This is a genomic window from Pseudomonas sp. RAC1, from assembly GCF_030658255.1.
Taxonomy (GTDB): Bacteria; Pseudomonadota; Gammaproteobacteria; order Pseudomonadales; family Pseudomonadaceae; genus Aquipseudomonas; species Aquipseudomonas boreofloridensis.
On the sequence record NZ_JAUTXS020000032.1, the window covers coordinates 90,241 to 115,772 of the forward strand.

General features: G+C 64.5%; 20 protein-coding genes. 10 read left to right on the plus strand and 10 right to left on the minus strand.

Annotated elements, in window-relative coordinates:
* Nucleotides 1-2: 2 nt before the first annotated feature.
* The 4 genes from ttgB to Q7C30_RS11895 all read left to right on the plus strand — a co-directional run bounded on the left by ttgB (nt 3) and on the right by Q7C30_RS11895 (nt 6,795).
* The gene (gene ttgB / locus Q7C30_RS11880) at nt 3-3,155 is read left to right on the plus strand and encodes a multidrug efflux RND transporter permease subunit TtgB (protein WP_295485646.1); all 3,153 of its coding nucleotides are present in this window, start codon (nt 3-5) and stop codon (nt 3,153-3,155) included.
* Nucleotides 3,152-4,606 (plus strand): AdeC/AdeK/OprM family multidrug efflux complex outer membrane factor, encoded by a 1,455-nt coding sequence (locus Q7C30_RS11885; protein WP_039579666.1) that lies wholly within the window; start codon nt 3,152-3,154, stop codon nt 4,604-4,606. The genes ttgB and Q7C30_RS11885 overlap by 4 nt, the downstream gene beginning before the upstream one ends.
* 307 nt (nt 4,607-4,913) lie before the next feature.
* Complete coding sequence (locus Q7C30_RS11890) at nt 4,914-6,167, plus strand: OprD family porin (protein ID WP_317871607.1); 1,254 nt, start codon at nt 4,914-4,916, stop codon at nt 6,165-6,167.
* A 103-nt stretch (nt 6,168-6,270) separates the two neighbouring features.
* Nucleotides 6,271-6,795: an Mpo1-like protein gene (locus tag Q7C30_RS11895; RefSeq protein WP_317871608.1), complete on the plus strand. Its 525-nt coding sequence runs from the start codon at nt 6,271-6,273 to the stop codon at nt 6,793-6,795.
* A gap of 47 nt (nt 6,796-6,842) precedes the next feature.
* Here Q7C30_RS11895 and pcaC read toward each other — a convergent pair whose 3' ends face one another.
* The 9 genes from pcaC to pcaR form a co-directional block, all read right to left on the minus strand.
* Nucleotides 6,843-7,235 carry a 4-carboxymuconolactone decarboxylase gene (gene pcaC / locus Q7C30_RS11900; RefSeq protein WP_116888925.1) on the minus strand — a complete coding sequence of 131 codons (393 nt, stop codon included), beginning with the start codon at nt 7,233-7,235 and terminating at the stop codon, nt 6,843-6,845.
* A gap of 10 nt (nt 7,236-7,245) precedes the next feature.
* On the minus strand, nt 7,246-8,037 hold the full coding sequence (pcaD, locus tag Q7C30_RS11905; protein WP_317871609.1) for a 3-oxoadipate enol-lactonase: 792 nt from the start codon (nt 8,035-8,037) through the stop codon (nt 7,246-7,248).
* An 11-nt stretch (nt 8,038-8,048) separates the two neighbouring features.
* Nucleotides 8,049-9,410, minus strand: coding sequence for a 3-carboxy-cis,cis-muconate cycloisomerase (locus tag Q7C30_RS11910; RefSeq protein WP_317871610.1), 1,362 nt, complete (start codon nt 9,408-9,410; stop codon nt 8,049-8,051).
* Nucleotides 9,411-9,419: 9 nt separating this feature from the next.
* Complete coding sequence (locus tag Q7C30_RS11915; RefSeq protein ID WP_317871611.1) at nt 9,420-10,709, minus strand: MFS family transporter; 1,290 nt, start codon at nt 10,707-10,709, stop codon at nt 9,420-9,422.
* 140 nt (nt 10,710-10,849) lie between these two features.
* Nucleotides 10,850-12,055 (minus strand): 3-oxoadipyl-CoA thiolase, encoded by a 1,206-nt coding sequence (gene pcaF, locus Q7C30_RS11920; protein WP_317871727.1) that lies wholly within the window; start codon nt 12,053-12,055, stop codon nt 10,850-10,852.
* Nucleotides 12,052-12,831, minus strand: coding sequence for a CoA-transferase subunit beta (locus tag Q7C30_RS11925; RefSeq protein ID WP_039579685.1), 780 nt, complete (start codon nt 12,829-12,831; stop codon nt 12,052-12,054). Before Q7C30_RS11925 ends, pcaF begins: the two co-directional genes overlap by 4 nt.
* On the minus strand, nt 12,828-13,676 hold the full coding sequence (locus Q7C30_RS11930; protein ID WP_317871612.1) for a CoA transferase subunit A: 849 nt from the start codon (nt 13,674-13,676) through the stop codon (nt 12,828-12,830). The genes Q7C30_RS11925 and Q7C30_RS11930 overlap by 4 nt, the downstream gene beginning before the upstream one ends.
* A 202-nt stretch (nt 13,677-13,878) precedes the next feature.
* Nucleotides 13,879-15,225 (minus strand): MFS transporter, encoded by a 1,347-nt coding sequence (locus tag Q7C30_RS11935; protein ID WP_317871613.1) that lies wholly within the window; start codon nt 15,223-15,225, stop codon nt 13,879-13,881.
* Between the two features lie 271 nt (nt 15,226-15,496).
* Nucleotides 15,497-16,366 (minus strand): pca regulon transcriptional regulator PcaR, encoded by an 870-nt coding sequence (gene pcaR / locus Q7C30_RS11940; protein ID WP_295485625.1) that lies wholly within the window; start codon nt 16,364-16,366, stop codon nt 15,497-15,499.
* A 439-nt stretch (nt 16,367-16,805) separates the two neighbouring features.
* Here pcaR and Q7C30_RS11945 point away from each other — a divergent pair, with 439 nt between their 5' ends.
* Nucleotides 16,806-17,012 (plus strand): hypothetical protein, encoded by a 207-nt coding sequence (locus Q7C30_RS11945; RefSeq protein ID WP_029613952.1) that lies wholly within the window; start codon nt 16,806-16,808, stop codon nt 17,010-17,012.
* A gap of 306 nt (nt 17,013-17,318) precedes the next feature.
* Nucleotides 17,319-18,791, plus strand: a complete 1,473-nt coding sequence (locus Q7C30_RS11950; RefSeq protein ID WP_029613953.1) for an inorganic phosphate transporter — start codon at nt 17,319-17,321, stop codon at nt 18,789-18,791.
* Nucleotides 18,792-18,836: 45 nt separating this feature from the next.
* On the opposite strand, the gene Q7C30_RS11955 is transcribed toward Q7C30_RS11950, so the two are convergent.
* Complete coding sequence (locus Q7C30_RS11955; RefSeq protein ID WP_317871614.1) at nt 18,837-20,312, minus strand: helicase HerA-like domain-containing protein; 1,476 nt, start codon at nt 20,310-20,312, stop codon at nt 18,837-18,839.
* A gap of 170 nt (nt 20,313-20,482) precedes the next feature.
* On the opposite strand from Q7C30_RS11955, the gene Q7C30_RS11960 reads away from it, so the two are divergent.
* From Q7C30_RS11960 to Q7C30_RS11975, 4 genes are all read left to right on the plus strand, one after another.
* Nucleotides 20,483-22,357, plus strand: coding sequence for a methyl-accepting chemotaxis protein (locus Q7C30_RS11960; RefSeq protein WP_039579697.1), 1,875 nt, complete (start codon nt 20,483-20,485; stop codon nt 22,355-22,357).
* A 156-nt stretch (nt 22,358-22,513) separates the two neighbouring features.
* A complete protein-coding gene (locus Q7C30_RS11965; protein WP_317871615.1) occupies nt 22,514-23,635 on the plus strand; it encodes a glycosyltransferase family 1 protein in 1,122 nt (373 codons plus the stop codon).
* Nucleotides 23,628-24,392 carry a DUF2334 domain-containing protein gene (locus Q7C30_RS11970; protein ID WP_317871616.1) on the plus strand — a complete coding sequence of 255 codons (765 nt, stop codon included), beginning with the start codon at nt 23,628-23,630 and terminating at the stop codon, nt 24,390-24,392. The genes Q7C30_RS11965 and Q7C30_RS11970 overlap by 8 nt, the downstream gene beginning before the upstream one ends.
* Nucleotides 24,389-25,381, plus strand: a complete 993-nt coding sequence (locus tag Q7C30_RS11975; protein WP_317871617.1) for a lysylphosphatidylglycerol synthase transmembrane domain-containing protein — start codon at nt 24,389-24,391, stop codon at nt 25,379-25,381. The genes Q7C30_RS11970 and Q7C30_RS11975 overlap by 4 nt, the downstream gene beginning before the upstream one ends.
* The last annotated feature ends 151 nt before the right edge of the window (nt 25,382-25,532 follow it).

Genomic DNA, 25,532 nt, shown 5'->3' on the forward strand with positions numbered 1-25,532 from the left:
CCATGTCGAAGTTCTTTATCGATCGCCCGATCTTCGCCTGGGTGATCGCCTTGGTGATCATGCTGGTCGGGGCCCTGGCAATCCTCAAGCTGCCGATCAACCAGTATCCCAGCATCGCGCCGCCGGCCATCGCCATCGCCGTGACCTACCCGGGCGCCTCCGCGCAGACCGTGCAGGACACCGTGGTGCAGGTCATCGAGCAGCAGCTCAACGGCATCGACAACCTGCGTTACGTGTCCTCGGAGAGCAACTCCGACGGCAGCATGACCATCACCGCGACGTTCGAGCAGGGCACCAACGCCGACACGGCGCAGGTCCAGGTGCAGAACAAGCTGAACCTGGCCACGCCCCTGCTGCCACAGGAAGTACAACAGCAAGGTATCCGCGTCACCAAGGCGGTGAAGAACTTCCTGCTGGTGATCGGCCTGGTGTCCGAAGACGGCAGCATGACCAAGGACGACCTGGCCAACTACATCGTCTCCAACATGCAGGATCCGATCTCGCGTACCGCCGGTGTCGGTGACTTCCAGGTGTTCGGTGCACAGTACGCCATGCGTATCTGGCTCGACCCGGCCAAGCTCAACAAATACCAGATGACCCCGGTGGACGTGCGCACGGCCGTGACCGCGCAGAACGTCCAGGTGTCCTCAGGGCAACTGGGCGGCCTGCCTGCCATGCCTGGCACCCAGCTCAACGCGACCATCATCGGCAAGACCCGCCTGCAGACCGCCGAGCAGTTCGAGAAGATCCTGCTGAAGGTCAACAACGACGGTTCGCAGGTGCGCCTGGGTGACGTGGCCAAGGTTGGCCTGGGCGGCGAAAACTATGCCGTCAGCGCCCAGTTCAATGGCAAGCCGGCCTCCGGACTGGCAGTCAAGCTGGCTACTGGCGCGAACGCCCTGGATACCGCCAAAGCGCTGCGCAAGACCGTGCAGGACCTGGAGCCTTTCTTCCCGCCAGGGGTCAAGGCGGTTTTCCCGTATGACACCACCCCGGTGGTCACCGAATCGATCAGCGGCGTGATCCACACCCTGATCGAAGCGGTGGTGCTGGTGTTCCTGGTGATGTACCTGTTCCTGCAGAACTTCCGCGCCACCATCATCACCACGATGACGGTACCGGTGGTCCTGCTGGGCACCTTCGGCATCCTTGCCGCCGCAGGTTTCAGCATCAACACCCTGACCATGTTCGCCATGGTGCTGGCCATCGGCTTGCTGGTGGACGACGCCATCGTCGTGGTGGAAAACGTCGAGCGGGTGATGTCCGAGGAAGGGTTGCCGCCCAAGGAGGCGACCAAACGCTCGATGGAGCAGATCCAGGGCGCCCTGGTGGGTATCGCCCTGGTGCTGTCGGCGGTATTGCTGCCCATGGCCTTCTTCGGCGGTTCCACCGGGGTGATCTACCGGCAGTTCTCCATCACCATCGTCTCGGCCATGGGCCTGTCGGTGCTGGTGGCACTGGTCTTCACCCCGGCGCTGTGCGCAACCATGCTCAAGCCCCTGAAAAAAGGCGAGCACCATACCGCCAAGGGTGGATTCTTCGGCTGGTTCAACCGCAACTTCGATCGCAGCGTACAAGGCTATGAACGCAGCGTCGGCGGTATCCTGCGCAACAAGATCCCGTTCCTGCTGGCCTACGTGTTGATCGTGGTGGGCATGATTTGGCTGTTCATGCGTATCCCCACCGCATTCCTGCCTGAAGAAGACCAGGGCGTGCTGTTCGCCCAGGTGCAGACGCCGGCCGGCTCCAGTGCCGAGCGCACCCAGGCGGTGGTCGACCAGATGCGCGAGTACCTGCTCAAGGACGAAGCCGACACCGTGTCATCGGTGTTCACCGTGACCGGCTTCAACTTCGCCGGCCGTGGCCAGAGCTCGGGCATGGCCTTCATCATGCTCAAGCCTTGGGGCGAGCGCTCGTCGGAGAACAGCGTCTTCAACCTGTCGACCCGTGCGCAGCAGCACTTCTTCGGCTTCCGCGATGCCATGGTATTCGCCTTCGCCCCGCCTGCGGTACTGGAGCTGGGTAACGCAACCGGCTTCGACGTCTTCCTTCAGGACCGTGCTGGTGTCGGCCACGAGAAACTCATGGAAGCGCGCAACCAGTTCCTCGCCAAGGCCTCGCAGAGCAAGATCCTGGCCGGGGTACGCCCGAATGGCCTGAACGATGAACCGCAGTACCAACTGATCGTCGACGACGAACGCGCCAGCGCTTTGGGCGTGACCATCGCCGACATCAACAACACCCTGTCGATCGCCCTCGGCGGCAGCTACGTCAACGACTTCATCGATCGCGGTCGGGTCAAGAAGGTGTACATCCAGGGTGAAGCCAATGCCCGCATGAGCCCGGAAGACCTGCAGAAGTGGTACGTGCGCAACGGCAAGGGCGAAATGGTGCCGTTCTCCTCCTTCGCCAAGGGTGAATGGACCTACGGCTCGCCGAAACTCTCGCGCTATAACGGTGTGGAAGCGGTCGAGGTGCTCGGTGCACCGGCGCCCGGCTACAGCACCGGTGAGGCGATGGCCGAGGTCGAACGCATCATTGGCGAGTTGCCAAGCGGTGTGGGCTTCTCCTGGACCGGCATGTCCTACGAGGAAAAACTCTCTGGCTCGCAAATGCCCGCGCTGTTCGCCCTGTCGCTGCTGTTCGTGTTCCTCTGCCTGGCAGCGCTGTACGAAAGCTGGTCGATTCCGATCGCCGTGGTCCTGGTGGTGCCCCTGGGCATCATCGGTGCGCTGATCGCCACCAGCTTGCGCGGCCTCTCCAACGACGTCTATTTCCTGGTTGGACTGCTGACCACGATCGGCCTGGCGGCGAAGAACGCCATCCTGATCGTCGAGTTCGCCAAGGAGCTGCACGAACAGGGCAAGAGCCTGTACGACGCGGCAATCGAGGCGTGCCGCATGCGTCTGCGTCCGATCATCATGACCTCGCTGGCGTTCATCCTCGGCGTGGTACCGTTGACCATCGCCAGCGGCGCCGGTGCAGGCAGCCAGCATGCCATCGGTACCGGTGTGATCGGCGGCATGATCAGCGCAACCGTGCTGGCGATCTTCTGGGTACCGCTATTCTTCGTCGCAGTGTCGTCGCTGTTCGGCAGCAAAGAGCCGGAACACGACTTCACCCCTGAAACTCCACGTAATGAGGCTGGGCAATGACCAAGTCTTTGCTGTCCCTGACAGTCACCGCGTTCATTCTCGGCGGCTGCTCGCTGATTCCCGATTACAAGACCCCGGACGCTCCGGTGCCCGCGCAGTGGCCACAAGGCCCGGCCTACTCGCCGACCGAGTCGGCCGACGTGGCCGCCGCCGAGCAGGGCTGGCGCCAGTTCTTCAACGACCCGGCGCTGCAGAAGCTGATCCAGACCGCGCTGGTCAACAACCGCGACCTGCGCGTGGCGGCGTTGAACATCGACGCCTACCGTGCGCAGTACCGCATCCAGCGCGCCGACCTGTTCCCGGCGGTGTCGGCCACCGGCAGCGGCAGTCGCCAGCGGGTGCCAGCGGACATGTCGCAGACTGGCAGCTCGAACATCAACAGCCAGTACTCGGCGACCCTCGGGGTCAGCGCTTACGAGCTGGACCTGTTCGGCCGCGTACGCAGCCTCAGCGAGCAGGCCCTGGAAATCTACCTGTCCAGCGAACAGGCACGGCGCTCCACGCAAATCAGCCTGGTGGCCAGCGTGGCCAATGCCTACTACACCTGGCAGGCCGATAAGGCGCTGCTGGTGCTGACCCAGGACACGCTGAAGAACTACGAAGAAAGCTTCAACCTGACCCGTCGCAGCAACGAGGTGGGGGTGGCGTCAGCGCTCGACCTGAGCCAGGCGCGCACCGCCGTCGAAGGCGCACGGGTCAAGCTGTCGCAGTACCAACGCCTGGTGGCGCAGGACCTCAACAGCCTGACCGTGCTGCTGGGTACCGGCGTGCCGAGCGATCTGCCGGCTCCGCTCAAGCTCGATGCCGACCAGCTCGCCCAAGTGCCGGCAGGCCTGCCGTCGGACCTGTTGCAACGCCGGCCTGACATCCAGGAAGCCGAGCACCAGCTCAAGGCCGCCAACGCCAACATCGGCGCGGCGCGCGCGGCGTTCTTCCCGAGCATCAGCCTGACCGCCAATGCTGGCACCCTGAGCCCGGACATGGGCGGCCTGTTCAAGGGCGGCTCGGGCACCTGGCTGTTCCAGCCGCAGATCAACCTGCCAATCTTCAACGCCGGCAGCCTGCGCGCCAGCCTGGACTACTCGAAGATCCAGAAGGACATCAACGTCGCCAAGTACGAAAAGACCATTCAGACGGCCTTCCAGGAAGTCTCCGATGGCCTGGCGGCACGCAAGACCTTCGAGGAACAGTTGCAGGCCCAGCGCGATCTGGTGGCCGCCAACCAGGACTACTACCGCCTGGCCGAGCGCCGCTACCGCATCGGTATCGACAGCAACCTGACCTTCCTCGACGCCCAGCGCAACCTGTTCAGTGCCCAGCAGTCGCTGATCAGCGATCGTCTGTCGCAGTTGACCAGCGAGGTCAACCTGTACAAGGCCTTGGGCGGTGGCTGGTACGAGCGCACCGGTCAGGCCAATCAACAGGCTTCGATGCAGGCGCCCAAGGGCTGAGTGATCAGCCTTCGACACAGAGCCCACCCTTGCGGTGGGCTTTTTGTTGTCCGGTTGTCAGCGACCGCCTGCCGCCTGTGACCGCGGTTCGCCGCAGCGATGTCTGCGCGTCGACGCCCTGACGCGCTGGAGCGCAACAATACGTTCGATTACCGCCCCATTCCGCTCGACACGAATTGCCTGGCGCCAAGCCCATCACGCACCATCGGCTACGCAACGTTGCACAAGTTCATCAAGAAAAGCGTCGACCTATGGGCACTCCCGTAGGGCCTCGGCTCGCCCAATAAAAACAAGAGATCCAAGACAGATGAGCATTCTGCAACCTGCACGCCCGTTGCTGCCGGGCCTTCTGGCCCTGTCCTGCACCCTGCCCGCCTTCGCTGACGACGGCGGTTTCGCAGAGGATGCCAAGGCCACTCTCAACCTGCGCAACTTCTACATCAACCGCAATTTCGTCGATCCGGCCAGAGCTCAGGGCAAGGCCGAGGAATGGACGCAAAGCTTCATCCTCGATGCCCGCTCGGGCTTCACCCAAGGAACCGTGGGCTTCGGTGTCGATGTGCTGGGGCTGTACTCGCTCAAACTCGATGGCGGCAAGGGCACGGCCGGCACGCAGCTGCTGCCGGTGCACGACGATGGCCGACCGGCGGATGACTTCGGTCGCCTGGGCGTAGCGCTGAAGGCGCGGGTTTCGCAAACTGAACTCAAAGTCGGTGAGTGGATGCCGGTATTGCCGATCCTGCGTTCGGACGACGGCCGCTCGCTGCCGCAGACGTTCCGCGGCGGTCAGATCACCTCCAAGGAGATCGCCGGCCTGACCCTCTACGGCGGCCAGTTCCGCGGCAACAGCCCGCGCAATGATGCCAGCATGGAGGATATGGCGCTGTTCAGCCGCCCTGGCTTCACCACCGACCGCTTCAACTTCGCCGGCGGCGAGTACAGCTTCAACGACAAGCGCACCCAAGTCGGGCTGTGGCATGCCCAGCTCAAGGACATCTACCAGCAGCAGTACCTCAACCTGATCCACAGCCAACCCCTGGGCGACTGGACCCTGGGCGCCAACCTGGGCTACTTCATCGGCAAGGACGACGGTGCCGCCCGCGCCGGCAGTCTGGACAACCGCACGGCGTCGGCGATGCTCTCGGCGCGCTACCAGGGCCACACGTTCTATGTCGGCCTGCAGAAGGTCAGCGGCGACACCGAGTGGATGCGGGTCAACGGCACCAGCGGGGGCACCCTGGCCAACGACAGTTACAACGCCAGCTTCGACAATGCCAAGGAGCGCTCCTGGCAGGTCCGTCACGACTTCAACTTCGCCACCGTCGGGATCCCTGGGCTGACCCTGATGAACCGCTACATCAAAGGCGACAACGTACAGACCGGCACGGTCACCGATGGCAAGGAATGGGCGCGGGAAACCGAGTTGGCCTACGTCATCCAGTCCGGCACTTTCAAGGACCTCTCGCTGCGCTGGCGTAACTCCAGCATGCGACGTGACTTCAACACCAACTCGTTCGACGAGAACCGTCTGATCCTCAACTATCCGTTGAGCCTGCTCTGACAGGCGCGAAATCGCTACAGCGAGTCGCAAGCAGGCTATTCTGATGGGCAGCACTCACTTGTCCTAAAGGCACAAGGGATCCTGCCCTGATGGAGGCACAACCATGAAGACCCTCGTCGAACACCTGAGTCAGTACGCGGCCTACCACCGTGACCCGCGCAACATCACCACCCACTTCGTCGGCATTCCGCTGATCGTGCTGGCGGTCAGCATCCTGTTGTCCAGACCCGGCTGGAGCGTGGTGGGCCTCTGGTTGTCTCCGGCATTGCTGGTCGCGGCGGCTTCGGTGTGGTTCTACTTGCGCCTGGACCTGCGCTGGGGGCTGCTCATGGGCACATTGCTGGGGCTGTGCCTGTGGGCAGGGCAATGGCTGGCGCAACAGCAGACCGGCCTGTGGCTGAGCATTGGCCTGGGCCTGTTCGTGGTGGGCTGGATGATCCAGTTCATCGGCCACGCCTACGAAGGACGCAAACCGGCCTTCGTCGACGACCTGAGCGGCCTGATCATCGGGCCGCTGTTCGTGGTGGCGGAATTGGCCTTCATGCTTGGCCTGTGCCCCGACCTGAAACGCGCCGTGGAGGCCAACGCCGGGCCGGTGGCGATACGCCGCAAACCCGCAGCGACGTAACCGTTCAATGGCGTCGGCTGGCAAGCACGCATGGCCGACGTTGCGCCCTACTCGCGCGATTCAACGCCCAGCTCGTCCCACACCGACTCGGCCAGGTGGAACGTGGCATTGGCCGCCGGAATGCCGCAGTAGATTGCGCTCTGCATCAGCACTTCCTTGATTTCCTCACGGGTCACGCCGTTGTTGGCGGCCGCGCGCAGGTGCAGCTTGAGTTCGTCATTGCGGTTCATGCCGATGAGCATGGCGATGGTGATCAGGCTGCGGGTGTGGCGCGGCAGCCCTGGGCGGGTCCAGATGTCGCCCCAGGCGTGCCGGGTGATCATTTCCTGGAACTCGCCGTTGAAGTCGTTGAGCTTCTCCAGACTGCGGTCCACGTGGGCGTCGCCCAGCACCGCGCGGCGCACGTGCATGCCGGCGTCGTAGCGTTGTTTTTCGTCCATGGGGCGCTCCTCAGCGGGCCAGCAGAAAGTCGAGCACGCACCGGCTGAACGGCTCGCCGACCTCGACGTTGGACAGGTGCGCGGCCTGGAAGCCAGCGTACTGCGCGCCCGCGACATGCGCCTGGATGAACTGCCCGCCCGACGGTGGCGTGACCGCATCGGCTTCGCCGGAAATCACCAGCAGCGGCACCTCGATGGCGCCCAACTGGTCACGGAAATCGGCATCGCGCACGGCCGCGCAATTGGCCGCATACCCTTGCGGCGAGGTGCTGGCCAGCATCTCGGTGATGCGTGAAACCTGCTCGGCATGGGCCGCCGACCACGCCGGCGTGAACCAGCGCTCGATGGAGGCATCGCGCAGGCCACGCATGGCCGCCGCGCCGTCTCGCAGCACCGTTTCGATGCGCGGGTTCCAGGTGTCCGGCGAGCCGATCTTCGCCGCCGTATTGCACACCACCAGGCGCAGCAGGCGCTCACCGGCGTGAATGCCCAGCCACTGGCCGATCAACCCGCCCATCGACAGGCCGCAGAAGTGCGCGCGCTGGATGTTCAGGCCATCGAGCAAGGCCAGCACATCATGGCCCAGTTGTTCGATGCTGTACGGGCCTTCGGTGACCTGCGAGTCGCCGTGGCCGCGGGTGTCGTAGCGCAACACGCGAAAATGCGGGGTCCACAACGGCATCTGGGTGTCCCACATGTGCAGGTCGGTGCCCAGCGAGTTGGACAGCACCAGCACCGGGGCGTGCTCGGGGCCGTCGAGTCGGTAGTTCAGTACGCCATCGGGCAGTTGCAAATGCGCCACAGCGGTCTCCTTCAGACAGTCAAACGTTGATGTTCAGCCACCGCGCGCGCCACCCAGACGCGGGCCTGACCGAGGTAATGGGCGGGATCGAGCAAACGGTCGAGTTCTTCGTCGCTGAGCTGCTCGGTCACCTGGCGCTCATCGCCGAGCACGGCGCGCAGGTGGCGCCCCTCGGCTACGGCGCGCTGGCAGCACTGCTCCAGCAGATGGTGGGCGGTATCGCGCCCCAGGCGTTGCGCCAGCACGATGCTCACCGCCTCGGCCAGCACCAGACCTTGGGTCAGTTCCAGGTTGCGGCCCATACGCTCGGCGTCCACCTCCATGCCCTCGGCGATCAGCCGTGCCTGCTGCAGCGCGCCAGACACCAGGCAGCAGATCTCCGGCAGGGTTTCCCACTCGGCATGCCACAAGCCAAGGCTACGCTCGTGCTCCTGGGGCATGGCGGCGAACAGCGTCGAGAGCAGGCCGGGCACGCGGGTCGCGGCGCCGATCAACACCGCCGCGCCTACTGGATTGCGCTTGTGCGGCATGGTCGAGGAGCCGCCTTTGCCGGGCGCCGAAGGCTCGAACAGTTCACCGGCCTCGGTCTGCATCAGCAGGCTGACGTCGCGGCCGAACTTACCCAGGCTGCCGGCGATCAGGCCCAGCACCGAGGCGAACTCCACCAGCCGATCGCGCTGGGTGTGCCAAGGCTGTTCGGGCAAATTCAGGCGAAGTTGCGCGGCCAGCGCTTCGGCCACCGGCAGCGCCTTGCTGCCCAGCGCGGCCAGGCTGCCGGAGGCGCCACCAAACTGCAGGCAGGTCAGGCGCGGGCGCAGCTCGCGCAGGCGCTGGCGGTGACGCGTCAGCGCACCCAGGACACCGGCCAGTTTCATGCCCAGGGTCACAGGCGTTGCATGCTGCAGCCAGGTGCGCCCCACCAGCGGCGTATCGGCATGCTGCAGGGCCTGCCGGGCCAGGGCCTCGGCCAACCCAGCCAGCTCGACTTCGATCAGGTCCAGCGCGTCACGCAATTGCAGCACCAGGCCAGTGTCCATGGCGTCCTGGCTGGTGGCGCCTAAGTGGACGTAACGCTCGGCCTCGGGCACACCGCTGGCGACCACTTTGCCCAGCGCCTTGACCAACGGAATGGCCGAATTGCCGGCCACCGCGATGGCCTGGGCCAGGGCCTGGACATCGTAGCGCTCGGCCTTGCACGCGGCTTCGATGGCCGGCACCGCCGTGTGCGGCACCAGCCCGACACTCGCCTCGGCGCGGGCCAGGGCCGCCTCGAAATCGAGCATGCCCTGTAGCCGGCCACGGTCGGAGAAAATCGCGCGCATCGCCGGGGTGGTGAAGTAAAGATCGAACAGCTGATTATCCGCCTGACTCATCGAAACGCCTCAGTGATCGTGGTGCAGGTACGCCGCCTGCTTGGGCAGGCGCAGGCTGAACAGGAAGGCGATGGCCATCATTGCCGTCACGTACCAGTAGAAGGTGTTCTCCATGCCCAGGCTCTTCAAGCCCAAGGCCACGTACTCGGCGGAACCGCCGAACACCGCATTGGCCACCGCGTAGGCCAGGCCGACGCCAAGGGCACGCACCTGCGGCGGGAACATCTCGGCCTTCACCAGGCCGCTGATGGAGGTGTAGAAACTGACGATGCACAGTGCCAAGGTCACCAGCACGAACGCCATGAACGGACTGCTTATCGTTTTGAGCGCCATCAGCAGCGGCACGGTGAACAGCGTACCCAACGCACCGAACCACAGCATCGAGTTACGTCGACCGATGCGGTCGGAGAGCATGCCGAACAGTGGCTGCAGGATCATGAATAGAAACAGCGCGCCGGTCATCACGAAGCTCGCGCTCTTGGCGTCCATGCCGGCCGTGTTGACCAGGTACTTCTGCATGTAGGTGGTGAAGGTGTAGAAAATCAGCGAGCCACCCGCGGTGTAGCCCAGCACCGTGATGAACGCGGCGGTATGGTTGCGGAACAGCCCGGCGATGCTGCCGGCGTCCTTGTCCTGACGGGTCTCGGCGCTGCTGGTTTCCTTGAGCGAACGGCGCAGCATCAGCGAAATCAGCGCAGCGACGGCGCCGACCACGAACGGAATGCGCCAGCCCCAGGCGCGCAGCTCTTCATCGCTGAGCAGTTGCTGCAGGATCACCACCACCAGCACCGCCAGCAATTGGCCGCCGATCAGGGTGACGTACTGGAACGAGGCGAAGAAGCCGCGTTGGCCGCGCAGCGCCACCTCGCTCATGTAGGTCGCGGTGGTGCCGTACTCGCCGCCCACCGACAGGCCCTGTACCAAGCGGGCGAACAGCAGCAGTGCCGGGGCCCAGGCGCCGATGCTGGCGTAGGTCGGCAAACAGGCGATCAGCAGGGAACCGGCGCACATCATCAGCACCGAGATCATCAACGAATGCTTGCGTCCGTGACGGTCGGCCAGGCGACCGAAGATCCAGCCGCCGATCGGTCGCATCAGAAAGCCCGCCGCGAACACGCCGGCGGTGTTGAGCAGTTGAACGGTGGGATCGTCCGAGGGGAAGAAGGCGGGGGCGAAATAGATGGCGCAGAAGGCGTAGACGTAGAAGTCGAACCATTCCACCAGATTGCCCGAGGAGGCACCGACGATGGCGAAGATGCGGCTTTTGCGCTCTTCGCCCGTGTAATGAACTGAGGTCATGGGTTGCTTGCTCCTGGAGGGATACCGTGAAGTCTAGACATACCCGGTAACAGTCTCGTTCCGCCTCGGGTCTGACCAGTGGCCATGCGTCGTATTGACCGGCCCCATCACGGTTGAATCCGCGATGAGGCCGACGCGCATCAGACCCGCTCGATCGCCAACGCCAGGCCTTGCCCCACGCCTACGCACATGGTCGCCAGGCCCTTGCGCCCGTCGCTCTTCTCCAATTGATGCAGCGCAGTCAGCACCAGACGCGCGCCGCTCATGCCCAGCGGATGACCCAGGGCGATGGCGCCGCCGTTGGGATTGACCTGCGGCGCATCGTCGGCCACACCAAGCTCGCGCAGTACCGCCAGTCCTTGGCTGGCGAACGCTTCGTTGAGCTCGATGACATCGAAGTCGGCCACGGCGATGCCCAGGCGCTCGCACAGCTTGCGCACCGCCGGCACCGGGCCGATGCCCATCACACGGGGCGCGACACCCGCACTGGCCATGCCCAATACCCGGGCGCGCGGGGTGAGGCCATGTTTTTTCACCGCCTCGGCGGAGGCCAGAATCAATGCCGCTGCACCATCGTTGACCCCCGAGGCATTGCCGGCCGTGACGGTCTTGTCGGGCCCGTTGACCGGTTTGAGCCGGGCCAGCGCTTCCAAGGTGGTGTCAGGACGCACGTGCTCATCCTGCTCGACCCAGGTCTCACCCTTCTTGTGGGCGATGCGCACTGGCACGATCTCCTCAGCGAAGAAGCCGGCGGCTTGGGCGGCGGCCGCTTTCTGCTGGCTGCGCACAGCGAAGGCATCCTGGTCGGCGCGCGACACCTGATAGTCGTCGGCCACGTTATCGGCGGTCTCGGGCATGGCATCGACGCCGTACTGGCTTTTCATCAAAGGATTGACGAAACGCCAGCCGATGGTCGTGTCTTCCAGCTTCATGGCACGCGAATAGCCGCTTTCGGCCTTGCCCATGACGAACGGCGCGCGCGACATCGACTCCACGCCACCGGCAATGGCCAGCTCCATCTCACCACTGGCGATGGCACGGAACGCTGTGCCGACCGCGTCCATGCCCGAGGCACACAGGCGGTTGAGGGTGACCCCGGGAACGTTCTCCGGCAGCCCGGCCAGCAGCAGCGCCATGCGTGCGACGTTGCGGTTGTCTTCGCCGGCCTGATTGGCACAGCCGAGGAACACTTCGTCGAGCTGCGCCCACTGCACCTGTGGATTGCGCTCGATCAGCGCCTTGAGCGGGACGGCCGCCAGGTCGTCGGCGCGAACGCTGGCCAGGGCGCCGCCGAAGCGGCCGATGGGCGTGCGGATGGCGTCGCAGATGAATACCTCACGCATCAGGCTTCTCCTGCGGTTTGGCCGTGGGCGGCGGCGGTACGCGCTTCCAGGTCGCGCAGCGCGGTCAGTTCGTGGTCGCTCGGCGCTTGCGTGGTCTGCACGCTGTCGGCAAAACGGATGGCCCAGCCAGTGGCGGCGACGATCTGCTCGCGCGTCACGCCTGGATGAATCGAGGTCACCACGAACTCATGGCTGCCGGCTTCCGGCTCCATGATGCACAGGTCGGTAATGATCCCCACCGGGCCCTCGCCCGGCAGGCCCAGGCGCTTGCGCGAGTCGCCGCCTTCGCCATGGCCGACCGACGTCATGAAGTCGAGCTTGTCGACGAAGGCGCGCTTGGACTGCTTGAGGATGATCAGGACCTGCTTGGCGGAACCGGCGATCTCCGGCGCGCCGCCCGCGCCCGGCAGGCGGGTCTTGGGTGCATGGTAGTCGCCGACCACGGTGGTGTTGATATTGCCGAAGCGGTCGACCTGCGCGGCGCCGAGGAAGCCGACGTCGATGCGTCCGCCCTGCAGCCAGTAACGGAAGATCTCGCCAGTCGGCACCACGGTGTCGGCGGTCTCGGCCAACTCACCGTCGCCGATCGACAGCGGCAACACGCTAGGCTTGGCGCCGATGGGGCCGGACTCGTAGATCAGCACGACGTCGGGCGAAGAGGTCAACCGTGCGAGGTTGGCGGCCTTGGACGGCAGGCCGATGCCGACGAAGCAGACCGCGCCGTTACGCAGGCGTCGGGCGGCAGCCACGGTCATCATTTCCGAGGTGGAGTAGCTCATTGTGCGGCCTCCAGCGTGCGCTTGAATTCGGTGAAATCGGCGGTGCCGCGGATGTAGGTGTCGATCCAGGCGGTGAAGGCTTCGCGGTCGCGCGCGATCGGATCCCAGGCCTGGTAGAAGCGATTGTCACGCTCGTAGTAGCCGTGGGCATAGGACGGGTGCGCACCGCCCGGCACCAGGCACACGGCGCTCAGGGCCCAGTTCGGCAGCACGCAGGCGTTCATCGGTGCCTGCAGGTCGTCGACAATCTCCTCGACGGTGACGATGCAGCGCTTGGCCGCCAGCGCGGCTTCCTTCTGCACACCGAGGATGCCCCACAGCAAGACGTTGCCCTTGCGGTCGGCTTTCTGCGCATGGATCACAGTGACGTCCGGGCGCACCGAAGGCACGGCCGCCAGTACTTCGCCGGTGAACGGGCAGGTGACCGACTGGATCAGCGGGTTGACCTTCGGCAGGTCGGAGCCGGCGTAGGCGCGCAGCACCGCGAACGGCAGGCCGGAGGCCCCGGCGACGTAGGCATTGGCCAGGTCAGCGTGGCTGTGCTCTTCGATTTCCAGGGCGTGCGGCCATTGCTTCTCGACCGCGTCGCGCAGGCGGTGGAGCGAGCCGACACCGGGGTTACCGCCCCAGGAGAAGATCAACTTGCGGGCGCAGCCAGCGCCGATCAGTTGGTCGTAGATCAGGTCTGGGGTCATGCGCACCAGGGTCAGGTCACGCTTGCCCTGGCGAATGATCTCGTGGCCGGCGGCGGTGGGAATCAGATGGGTGAAACCTTCGAGGGCAACACAGTCGCCGTCGTTGACGAACTGCTTCACGGCGTCGTGAAGCGAGAGGATTGCTGCCATTGCAGACTCCTGGTCAGGCTGAGTCGGGTACGGGTGCAGCGGGGCTGCGATGGGTTCAGAGTAAGGAGGCTGGTGGAGCGCTACAATCCGATAATCGACCTTTTGGGCGGTTATCGAACGGTTTGAATGGTGAGTCCGTGCTATCGATGCAGGCCCGTATCGAAGGTGAGACGGCGCGCTCACCCTCGACCGGCGCCCTCGATCACGTCGCGTCGGCGTGACTCACCAGTCCTTTCACGATCACGCCCACGGCCGCCAACGCAGCAGGCACCAGCAAGGCGGTGAGCACCTGCTCGAAGGTCCAGCCGAGCCCCAGCAAGGTCGCGCCGCTCCAGGCCCCGAGAATCGCACCGAAGCGACCGATACCCAGCATCCACGACACGCCCGTGGCGCGCCCCTGGGTCGGATAGAAGCGCGCCGCCAGCGACGGCATGGCCGACTGTGCACCGTTCACGCACATGCCCGCGACCAGCACCAGCACGGCCAGCAGGGTGATGTTGCCCAGGCTCTGGCCGACGGTGTAGGCGAAGACCCCGGCCAGCAGGTAGAACAAGCCGATCACCTTGTGCGGATTGAAGCGGTCCATCGCCCAACCCACGGCGACCGCGCTGAGCACACCACCGAACTGGAACAACGCGCCGATGAAGGCGGCCTGCTCCATGCTCGCGCCGCTGTCGCGCATCAGCGTCGGCAGCCAACTGGTCAGCAGGTAGACGATCACCAGGCCCATGAAGTAGGTCAGCCACAGCAGCACCGTCCCCAGCCCATAGGTGCCGGAGAAAATCACCGCGAAGACGTTGCGCGTGGCCACGGCCTTTTGCTCCGGCACGCTGAAGCTCGCCGCCTGGGCCACCACGGCCGGGGCAATCGGCGCCAGGGTGCGGCGCACCTTGTCGGTGCCACGATTGCGCACCACCAGAAAGCGCGCCGACTCCGGCAGCCACACCAGCAATACCACGGCAAGCAACAGCGGCAGCACGCCGCCGAGCACCAGCAGGCTGTGCCAGCCGTAGGCCGGGATCAGCTTGGCAGAGACGAAGCCACCGCCAGCCATGCCCAGGTTGAAGCCGCAGAACATGCTGGTGACCAGCAACGACTTCAGGCGCTCAGGGGTGTACTCGGACAACAGCGTGGTGGCATTGGGCATGCCGGCGCCCAGGCCCAAGCCGGTGAGAAAGCGCAGCACCAACAACTGGTCGACGTTGGTGGCGTAGGCCGAGGCCAAGCTGAAGCCGCCAAAGACCAAAACGGCGCCTACCAGCACGCCCTTGCGGCCGAAACGATCAGCCAGCGGCCCCGAGCCCAGCGCACCGAAGACCATACCGATCAGTGCCGCGCTCATCACCGGACCCAGACTGGCCCGATCGATACCCCACTCTTGGGACAACGCCGGGGCGATGAAGCCCATGGCGGCGGTATCCAGTCCGTCGAGGAAGACGATGAGGAAACACAGGATCACCACCCGCCACTGATAACGCGACAGCGGCTGGGCATTGATGAAGGACTGGACGTCGAGGCACTGGCCGACGGCGGATTGCGGTGTGTTCATAGTGGTTATCCAGAAGAGGGGCGCAAGTACACCGCTGCGCCAGGCAAGGCACAGGGCTGGTGGGACCGGGTACGGGCGTTGCGATCAACTGGGTCGGCGGGCAACTGCGCCAGGCAGCGAGGGGACAATGGTCATGGAGGTCTCTCGTGTTGTTATTGTGCGGTCGGCGCTGCCGACCGTTGCGAGAAACAGTAATCAGCGCCAGACGGGGGCGCAATCGCTGCACAGCGACATTGTGCGTTTATCGAACAGGAACTGCTGCGTTGGTCATTCAACCGAACAACTGATGGCAGAGGTCGCGACTGGCCGCCAGCAGGATCGGCAGAAAGCGCTGCTCCAGCTCGTTACGAGTAACCCGGCCGACATGGGTGCTGACGTTCAGCGCCGCCAGCACCTGCCCGGACGCGTCGTAGATGGGCACGGCGATCGAACGCAGGCCCTGCTCCAGTTCCTGATCGACCACGCACCAGCCTTGGGCGCGGACCTGCTGGATGCAGGCGAACAGCGACTCCGGGTCGTTCAGCGTACGGGTGGTACGGGCCTTGAGGTCGGCGCGCTCGAAGTATTCGCGAAGGCTGGTGTCATCCAGCGCGGCGAGGAGGATACGACCCATCGAGGTGCAGTAGGCCGGTAGACGACCACCGACCGAGAGGTCGACCGATATCAGACGCTCCACGGTCGCCGAGCGGGCGATATAGAGAATATCGTCGCCTTCCAGCGTGGCCATGTTCGCCGCTTCGTGAAGCTGCTCGCTGATGCGGTCCAGATAGGGTTGGGCAGAAACGGCCAGGGGTGTGGAGGACAAATAGGCATGGCCGAGTGTCAGCACCTTGGGCAGCAGCGAATACGTGCGCCCGTCGGAGGTGGCGTAGCCCAGTTTCATCAGGGTATGCAGGCAACGGCGCACGGCGGCGCGGGGAATTTCTGTGCGGTGGCTGATCTGCGCGATGGTCAGGTGGCGCTTGCGCTCCTGAAACGCCTGGATGACTGCCAGGCCGCGCGCCAGCGAGGTCATGAAGTCGGGATCGCCCGTGAATGCCTGGATACGTTTGGCCGGGGACGCCACGATGGGCGGAGCCAGCGCGGGAGCCACTGGCGGCAGTGGATCGCTGGGCGGGAAAGACGGGGTTTCATCGTTCATCGGCAGACCTCAAAAAAACGGCGCTTTGTGCGATTATCGAACAAACGGCCGATAATCGCAATTGACCGCCGACACGTTTGCTTATACCTTTCCAGTGCCCTTGTGGCTTCTTTGGAGAGACTGGTCAGGTACCCACCGTTGAAGACTCGAGGCAGCGGCCTTGCCCCACGGCGAGGCCGTTTTTATTTGGGCGACTCAGCGCTCGAACTTTTCCAAGACGTCCTCCTCAAACTTTCCAACACACGTGTGCCTTGGCCGACGCGTTAGTTCGACGTACTTCACAGCCTCCGGCAAGTTCACCAGGAACTGCGTGTGCGGGCGTGGAGCACTGGTTATACTCCGCGGCGCCGGCCCTGCTCGGTGTTGAACATGGAACCCAAAGCCTTTCGCAGCCGCAGCGCTCGCCCCAGGCTATTTCAACTTAATTCAGGTCGATACTGTGACGAAAGATGAACTGCGCGCCGAACTCGAGCGCCAGGCAGAACGTTACAAGGATGTTTATGGTGGCGAAGTCACCACCTATGCTGCCCAACCGGAACCGGAACGCAAACCTTGGCGCAAACGTGCCAGCTTGCTGGACCAGGCATTTTCCGAAGAACTGGAAAAGATGGAAAAGGAACTGCGTCCAGTTGAACCGGAGCGTTGATCCTGCGTTCACCGGACGTCTGTTTTTTACGGAAGCTGACGTCCGGTGAGGCAATTCAAACGGCTCAGAAATACGTGCACATAAATTTCATACGACCGTTTTAAACGACAGATACCCTCCGGTGCTTGAGCGTTACCCTCCGATTCGCTGGATTTTGCGCTTTTTAGCGCAGTCGCCAGGAATTGATACGCATCAACGCTTTTCTGGATTCGAGGGTGAAATCGTTCCGCCAACGCGTCAGGGGTGCATCGATTGCCATGGTTTTCTGGCATAATCCGCCCCCCCTACGACCGCCAGACAACCTTCATGATCGATTTATTCAGCGGACTGGATGCCTGGGTAGCCGTGAGCCTGGTGCTCGCCCTTACCTTCGTGCTTGCCTTCGAGTTCATCAATGGCTTTCATGACACCGCCAACGCGGTGGCGACCGTCATCTACACCAAAGCCATGCCGCCGCACCTGGCCGTGTTCTTCTCGGGTGTCTTCAACTTCCTCGGCGTATTGCTCGGCGGTGTCGGGGTGGCCTATGCCATCGTCCACCTGCTGCCGGTCGAACTGCTGATCAACGTCAATACCGGGCACGGACTGGCGATGGTGTTCTCGTTGCTCGCAGCCGCCATCACCTGGAACCTGGGCACCTGGTACTTCGGTATCCCGGCTTCCAGTTCCCATACCCTGATCGGCTCGATCCTCGGTGTGGGCCTGGCCAACGCGCTGCTCAACGACATCGCGCTGGGCGATGGCGTCAATTGGCAGAAGGCGATCGACATCGGCCTGTCGCTGGTGGTTTCGCCGATCGCTGGCTTCGCCATCGCCGCCCTGGTGCTGATCGGCCTGAAATGGTGGCGCCCGCTGTCGAAAATGCACAAGACCCCGGACCAGCGCCGCAAGCTCGACGACAAGAAGCACCCGCCTTTCTGGAATCGCCTGGTGCTGGTGATCTCGGCCATGGGCGTAAGCTTCGTGCACGGCTCGAATGATGGCCAGAAAGGCATCGGCCTGATCATGCTGGTACTGATCGGCATCGTGCCGGCCAAGTTCGTCCTCGACCTGAACAGCACCACCTACCAGATCGAACGCACCCGCGACGCGACCCTGCACATGAGCCAGTTCTACCAGCGCAATGCCGCCACCCTCGGTGAGTTCCTGGCGTTGGGCAAGGCCAAGTCGACCGATCTGCCGGAGCAATTCAGTTGCAACCCGCAGCAGACCGAGCCGACCATCGCGGCGCTGCAGACTTCGCTGCAAGGCGTGACCGACTACCGCGACCTGAGCGCCGAGCGCCGGGTCGAGGTGCGCCGTTACCTGCTGTGCCTGGACGACACCGCGAAGAAGGTCGGCAAGCTGCCGGGCCTGGACAGCCGCGAGAAGTCCGATCTGGACAAGCTGCGCAAGGACCTCACCGCCACCACCGAGTACGCGCCGTTCTGGGTGATCGTCGCAGTGGCGCTGGCGCTGGGCCTGGGCACCATGGTCGGCTGGCGCCGCGTGGTGCTCACCGTCGGCGAGAAGATCGGCAAGCAAGGCATGACCTATGCCCAGGGCATGTCGGCGCAGATCACGGCGGCCTGCGCCATCGGCATGGCCAACGTGTTCAGCCTGCCGGTGTCGACCACCCATGTGTTGTCCTCGGGTGTCGCCGGCACCATGGTCGCCAACAAGAGCGGCCTGCAGAGCAGCACGGTGAAGACCATCCTGATGGCCTGGGTGCTCACCCTGCCCGCCTCCATGGGACTGGCCGCCGGCCTGTTCTGGCTGGCGTCCAAGGCCATCGGCTGAAGCGTATTGCGATAGGAACGGCGCTCGGCCGTTCCTATCGTCTGCTCAACGCTTCTTGCCGCCCAGCAACGACCCCATCAACCCCCGCACCAACTGCCGACCCAACTGGTTGGCGGCTTGGCGTACCGCCGATTTGATCGCCTGCCCCGCTGCGCCCTGCAGAAACTCCCCGGCCTTGTCGGCGAAGCTCTCCTGCTCGGCCTGGGGCTGTGGTGCCGGCTCGACCGGCTCACCCTTGCGCTGGGTGAGCCGTTCATAGGCCGACTCGCGATCGATCGGCTGGTCATAGCGCCCGGCCAAGGGCGAAGCGGCGATCAGCGCGCTGCGTTCGGCCGCCGTCAGCGGCCCGATGCGCGATTGCGGCGGGGCCACCCGCACACGCTGCACCACCTCGGGCGTGCCCTTGTCCTGCAGCGTGCCCACCAAGGCCTCGCCAATGCCCAACTCGGTCAACACCGCCAAGGTGTCGAACGCCGGGTTCGGGCGAAAACCCTCGGCCACGGCGCGCAGCGCCTTCTGCTCGCGGACGGTGAAGGCCCGCAGCCCGTGCTGGATACGCAAGCCCAGCTGGGCGAGCACCGCATCCGGCAGATCGCTCGGTGACTGGGTGACGAAGTACACCCCGACGCCTTTCGAGCGGATCAGCCGCACCACTTGTTCCAGCCGGTCCTGCAAGGCCTTGGGCGTGCCGTTGAACAGCAGGTGCGCTTCGTCGAAGAACAGCGCCAGCACCGGTTTGTCCGCGTCGCCGCGCTCTGGCAGTTGCTCGAACAGTTCCGCCAGCAACCAGAGAAGGAACGTCGCATAGACCTTGGGCGCTTCGTGCACCAGGCGACTGGCGTCGAGCAGGTGAATGCGCCCGCGACCGTCGGCATCGACCCGCAACAGGTCCTCCAACTGCAGTGCCGGTTCGCCGAACAAGGCCTCGGCGCCCTGCTGCTCCAGGGTTGCCAGGCGCCGCAGCAACGCCTGGGTGGAGCCTGTGGTCATCAACGCCCGGTCATCGCCGAGCAGTTGCGGGTTGTCCCTCAGGTGCGCGAGCAGCGCCTTGAGGTCCTTGAGGTCGAGCAGCAGCAAGCCTTCTCGATCGGCGACCTTGAACGCGGCATACAGCGCCGCTTGCTGGCTGTCGGTGAGCTCCAGCAGGTTGCCCAGCAGCAACGGCCCCATTTCGCTCAAGGTAGTGCGCAGTGGATGACCGCTTTGCCCCGCGATGTCCCACAGCGTCACCGGATAAGCCCGCGGTTGGTGCTGCAGCCATGGCATGTCGGCGATACGCTCGGCCACCTTGCCCACAGGCGCCCCGGCAGCGCCCAGCCCGCACAGATCACCTTTGATGTCGGCGGCGAAGACCGCCACCCCGGCATCGCTGAACACCTCGGCCAGGCGCTGCAGCGTGACCGTCTTGCCCGTGCCGGTGGCCCCGGCGACCAGGCCGTGACGGTTGGCCAGACGCATGGCCTGGCCAACGGGCAGGCCGTCAAGACCGGCACCTACAACGATTTGCGAAGAATCTGACATCTTCTTTGTTCCTCTTCTCAAGCTTTGCCCCAAGGCGGCCGATAGCCAGAGGCGTTAATGGCCCAACTGCAGGAAGCAACCCACCAGGCCCGCAAAATTGTTGCGCTGTTCTTTCTGCTGCTGTGCGTTGTGCGAGCGACCCGATAAACCTTAGCGGACCGGATTACGTCATGAACAAAAGCCTTCGTTTCAGCCACAAGATTCTCTTGGCGGCGTCCCTTATCGTGATACTGGCCTTCGCGCTGTTCACTCTGTACAACGATTACCTCCAGCGTAATGCCATTCGCGAAGACCTGGAGAACTACCTGGTGGAAATGGGTCAGTCCACCTCGACCAACATCCGCAGCCTGTTCGAAGGGCGTATCCGCCTGGTAGAGAACCTGGCGCAGAACATTGCCCAGAGCCCCAGCGACGCCGAAACCCTGATGGGTCAAAAAGCCCTGATCTCCAGCTTCCTCACGGTTTACCTGGGCAAGGTCGACGGCGGCTTCAGCGTGCGCCCCGACAGCAAGATGCCGGACGGATACGATCCGCGCGTGCGCGGCTGGTACAAGGACGGCATGAATGCCGGCGGCCCGATCCTCACCGAACCCTACATCGACGCCACCACCGGCAAGATGGTGATCGGCGTGATCGACAAAGTCTCCACCAGCGTCGGCGTGGTCGGCGGCGACCTGGCGCTCGATGGTCTGGTGCAGATCATCAACTCGCTGAACTTCGGCGGCCTGGGCTATGCCTTCCTGGTCAACGACCAGGGCAAGATCCTGGTGCACCCTGACAACGCCCTGGTGATGAAGCCGCTGACCGAAGCGTTCCCGCAAAACACCCCGAAATTGACCGGCAAACTCACACAAGTCGAGGTCGACGGCCACCAGCGCCTCATTACCTTCACCCCGATCCAGGGTCTGCCGTCGGCCAACTGGTACATCGGCCTGTCGGTGGATAAAGACAAAGCCTTCAGCATGCTCAGCACCTTCCGCACTTCTGCGGTGATCGCCACCGTGGTGGCGGTGGTGATCATCATCGCCCTGCTCGGCCTGCTGATCCGCGTCCTCATGCAGCCGCTGATGACCATGACCCGCGCCATGGAAGACATCGCCGAGGGTGAAGGCGATCTGACCAAACGCCTGACGATCCATAATCACGACGAATTCGGCGTGCTGGGCAGTGCCTTCAACCGCTTCGTCGAACGCGTGCATGGCTCGATCCGCGAAGTGTCGTCGGCCACAGAGCAGGTCAACGAGGTGGCCATGCGGGTGATCAGCGCCTCCAACTCGTCGATGCACAACAGCGACGAGCAGGCCAACCGCACCAACAGCGTGGCCGCCGCCATCAATGAACTGGGCGCCGCGGCCCAGGAAATCGCCGGCAACGCCGCCCAGGCCTCGCAGCATGCCAGCTCGGCACGGCTGCTGGCCGAAGAAGGTCAGCAGGTGGTGGAGCGCAACATCCAGGCGATGAATCGCCTGTCGGACCTGATCGTCAGTTCCAGCGCCAACATCGAAACCCTCAACGACAAGACCGTGAACATTGGTCAGATCCTCGAAGTCATCACCAGCATCTCCCAGCAGACCAACCTCCTGGCACTGAACGCCGCGATCGAAGCGGCACGTGCGGGCGAAGCGGGACGAGGGTTCGCCGTGGTCGCCGACGAAGTGCGCAATCTCGCCCACCGCACCCAGGAGTCGGCGCAGCAGGTGCAGTCGATGATCGAAGAGCTGCAAGTCGGCGCCCGCACTTCAGTGGAGACCATGGACCAGAGCCAGCGCCACAGCCAGGACAGCATGCAGATCGCCAACCAGGCCGGTGAGCGCCTGGGCAGCGTGACCCAGCGCATCGGCGAGATCGACGGCATGAACCAGTCGGTCGCCACCGCCACCGAGGAACAAACTTCCGTGGTGGAGTCGATCAACATGGATATCAGCGAAATCAACATGCTCAATCAGGAAGGCGTGGAAAACCTGCAGGCTACCTTGCGTGCCTGCTCCGACCTTGAGCAGCAGACCGTCCGCCTCAAGCAGTTGGTCGGCAGCTTCCGCATCTGATCCGCCACTCGCCGCGCTGTCTGCGACACCCGTCGCAGGCAGCGCAGCGTGCCCCACCCCGATCGAACGAACCCGTCCCAGCCAAGGTCAATCATTAGGCGCGTCACCCCCGGCCTGTTACCGCCGGATGACAGACCCGAAGACGATCCCGGAGGGATGCTGATCGTGCACATCGCTGACATCACCATGTTCTATGCCCCCGCCAGCGGCGGCGTACGGACCTATCTTGATGCCAAACACCACCGTCTCGATGCCATGGCCGGCGTGCGTCACAGCCTCCTCATTCCCGGGGCCCACGCCCGCCATGCCGACGGCATCTATCACGTGCCGGCGCCGCCGCTGCCGTTCGGCAAGGGCTACCGTTTCCCCGTGCGTCTGGCGCCCTGGTGCAATGTGCTGCGGCGCTTGCAGCCAGACCTGATCGAAGTCGGCGATCCCTACCTCACCGCCTGGGCGGCGCTGGAGGCGCGGCGGCAGTTGGATGTGCCGGTGATCGGCTTCTACCATTCCGACCTGCCCCTGTTGGTCAGCAACCGCATGGGCAACTGGTTCACCCCCAACGTCGAGGCCTATGTCAGCAAGCTGTATGGCAACTTTGATCGGGTGTTGGCGCCCAGTCAGGTGATGGCCGACAAACTGCGCCGTCTTGGCGTACGCGAAGTGCATGTGCAGCCACTGGGTGTCGATCTGCAGATGTTCCATCCGAGCAAACGCGACGATCAGGTTCGCGCCGAACTGGGCTTGCCCGATACCACGCGCTTGCTGGTGTTCGCGGGTCGCGGGTCGCGGGAAAAAAACCTGCCGGTGCTGCTCGAGTGCATGCGCCAACTCGGCAGCCCCTATCATCTGTTACTGGTGGGCTCGGGCATGCCGGCCAGCGTGCCGGAGAATGTCAGTGTGATCGACCACTTCTGCCCGGCCGATGAAGTCGCGCGCCTGCTCGCCAGCGCCGACGTGCTGGTGCATGCCGGCGATCAGGAAACCTTTGGCCTGGTGATTCTCGAGGCCATGGCCAGCGCCATACCCGTGGTCGCGGTGCGCGCAGGTGCGTTCGGCGAAATCGTCAACGACCAGTGCGGCCGCCTGTGCCGCCCAAACGATGCCCGCGCCATGGCCGATGCCGTGCGTGAAACCTTCGAGGGGGACGTGCGCGCCCTGGGCGCGCAGGCCCGGCGCCATGTGGAGCAGCACTATGCCTGGGACTGCGTGGTCGATGGCCTGTTGCAGCACTACCAGGCGGTGCTCGGTCACCAACCCCAGGTGCGTGCCCATGCGTGACGCCCACACCTCTGCGCGCAGCCTCATGCTGGTGCTGCACGACGTCGCCCCGGAAACCTGGCCGGACTACCAGCCCTTCGTCGAGGCCATCGACGCCCTGGGCGAGGTGCCCATGACCTGGTTGGTGGTGCCGGACTTCCATCACCGCAATGCCCTGTATCGCTCACCGACCTTCTGTCGCTTGCTCGACCGTCGCCTGACACGCGGTGACGAGCTGGCGCTGCACGGTTTCTACCACGCTGATGACGGCCCCGCACCGCGCGGGCCAGGCGAATTCTTCATGCGCAGGATCTACACCCATGAAGGTGAGTTCTATGCGCTGGAGCAGCAGGAGGCGATGCAGCGCCTGGAGGCAGGCCTGGAGTTGTTCACGGCCTTGGGCTGGCCGGTGTCCGGCTTCGTCGCCCCGGCCTGGCTGATGAGCGAAGGCACGCGCCAGGCCCTGCGCCAATTGCCCCTGCGCTACACCAGTACCCCGCAGCATCTGTACAGCCTGCCGGATTTCACCGCGATCGAAGCACCGGGCCTGGTCTGGAGTGCGCGCAGTGCCTGGCGCCGGGGTCTGTCGCGAGTGCTTTGCGACTGGCAGGTGCGGCGTTGGCACAAGGCCGAGACATTGCGCCTGGGCCTGCATCCAGTGGACATGCGCCACGCCAGTTCGCGCGACTACTGGCTGCGCACCGTGCGCGAGCTGGTCGAGCAAGGGCGCCAACCTTTGACCAAATCCGCCTGGCTGGAGCGCAGGTTGTCTGCATGAACCGCCTGCTCTGGCTAGGCCTGGCGTTGCTGGTGGCTGTGCTGGTGCCCGCCTGGCTTGGCGGCGGCGAGCTGTTGCCGCGTCTGCAGCGATTCGATCCCGGACTGATGATGACCCTGCTGGGCATGATCGTGCTGTGCTGGATCATCAACGCGGCGCGCCTGCGCCTGCTGCTCGGCCAGCAAGGCGCGCAACTGGGCAGACTGCGCAGCCTGGGCGTGGTGATGGCCACGGAATTTGCCATCTGCACCACCCCCGGCGGCAGCGGTGGCCCGCTGACGTTGATGACCCTGCTGGCGCGCGAGCGCATCGGTGCGGCGCGCAGTGGCGCGGTGTTCGCCATGGACCAGTTGAACGACCTGCTGTTCTTCTTCTGCGCCATGCTGGCCATCGCCGGCTATGCCCTGTTCCACAGCCTTGGGCGTAGCCAGGAAGGCATGTTGCTGGGCAGTGCGGCCTTGCTGTGCGTGGCGTTGGCGGTGATCGTGCTGCTGTCGCGCTATCGGCGCGCGATGATGCGCGGTAACGGGCGTCTGCTGCGGCGTCTGGGCGTCTCGGCAGCGCGGCGGCGGCGCTGGGCGCGCAAGCTGTTGCATTTCGTCCACGCGCTGATCGACACCTGGCGCTTGCCCAAGCGCATCCTGGTGCTGGTCTTTGCGCTCACCTGCGTGCACTGGAGCCTGCGCTACAGCGTGCTGTATCTGGTGCTCAAGGGGCTGGGTGTGGACCTGGCGTGGATTCCGAGCTTTCTGGTGCAGATGCTCTCGCTCAGCGCCGGTCAATTCAGCCTGCTGCCAGGCGGTGCGGGGGCCGCCGAGCTGACCTCGGCCACCCTGCTGTCACCGCTGGTAGGTAGCTCGACGGCGGCGGCGGCGATCCTGATCTGGCGCGCCATCACCTACTACTTCTACCTGCTGGCCGGGGGGCCGGTGTTCGTCTGCCTGCTGGCGCGTCCGCTGCTGGAGCGCTGGCGTCGTCAGGCCGGTTGAGCTGCGCCCAGAGCTGGGCGGCGCCCTCGAACGCCGTGCCGAGCTCATCGCTCAGCGCATCGGGGTCATAGCGGGCCAGACAGCCTTCGCCAAGGGTTGGCGGGGGCTGGGCAGCGGCTTTGTCACGCGGATCGGCCATCGACGCCCCTGC